This is a genomic window from Priestia sp. SIMBA_032 (assembly GCF_046535215.1).
In the GTDB taxonomy this organism is placed as follows: domain Bacteria; phylum Bacillota; class Bacilli; order Bacillales; family Bacillaceae_H; genus Priestia; species Priestia aryabhattai.
The window spans coordinates 1-305 of the sequence record NZ_JAWRXD010000376.1 but is presented as its reverse complement, the minus strand read 5'-3'; the positions used below and the strand labels follow the sequence as shown (position 1 = coordinate 305).

Sequence of the window (305 nt, the reverse complement as noted above, 5' to 3'; positions counted from 1 at the left end):
GCCGTCCAATCCAGCTTCACCGTCAGGCCATGGCGTCGTCCCTGGCGACCGGTGGTAGCGCTGTAGCGATTGCTCCACCAGTTGTCGCCCGGTGTCGACAGCCAGGGGGTTGGTCGGGCTGTCGGCAATGAAGTGCTCATAGTTGATGGCCGCCGCAGAAAGCGCGGTTTTCGCCAGTTCCAGTGCATCGGTGCGCTGCAAGTAAGTCAGGCCCAGACGCCATGCTTGTGGGTCGGTCAAGTGGATAAATTGCGCGCACGTCTCAGTCAGGTAATAACGCTGCTGCGCGTCATCGTGGGTATCAC

1 protein-coding gene is annotated in these 305 nt (G+C 60.7%); it reads right to left on the bottom strand.

What is annotated here, in order from left to right:
* A partial coding sequence (locus SB717_RS34815) for a hypothetical protein (protein WP_410907438.1) occupies nt 1–305 on the bottom strand: 305 nt, incomplete at both ends.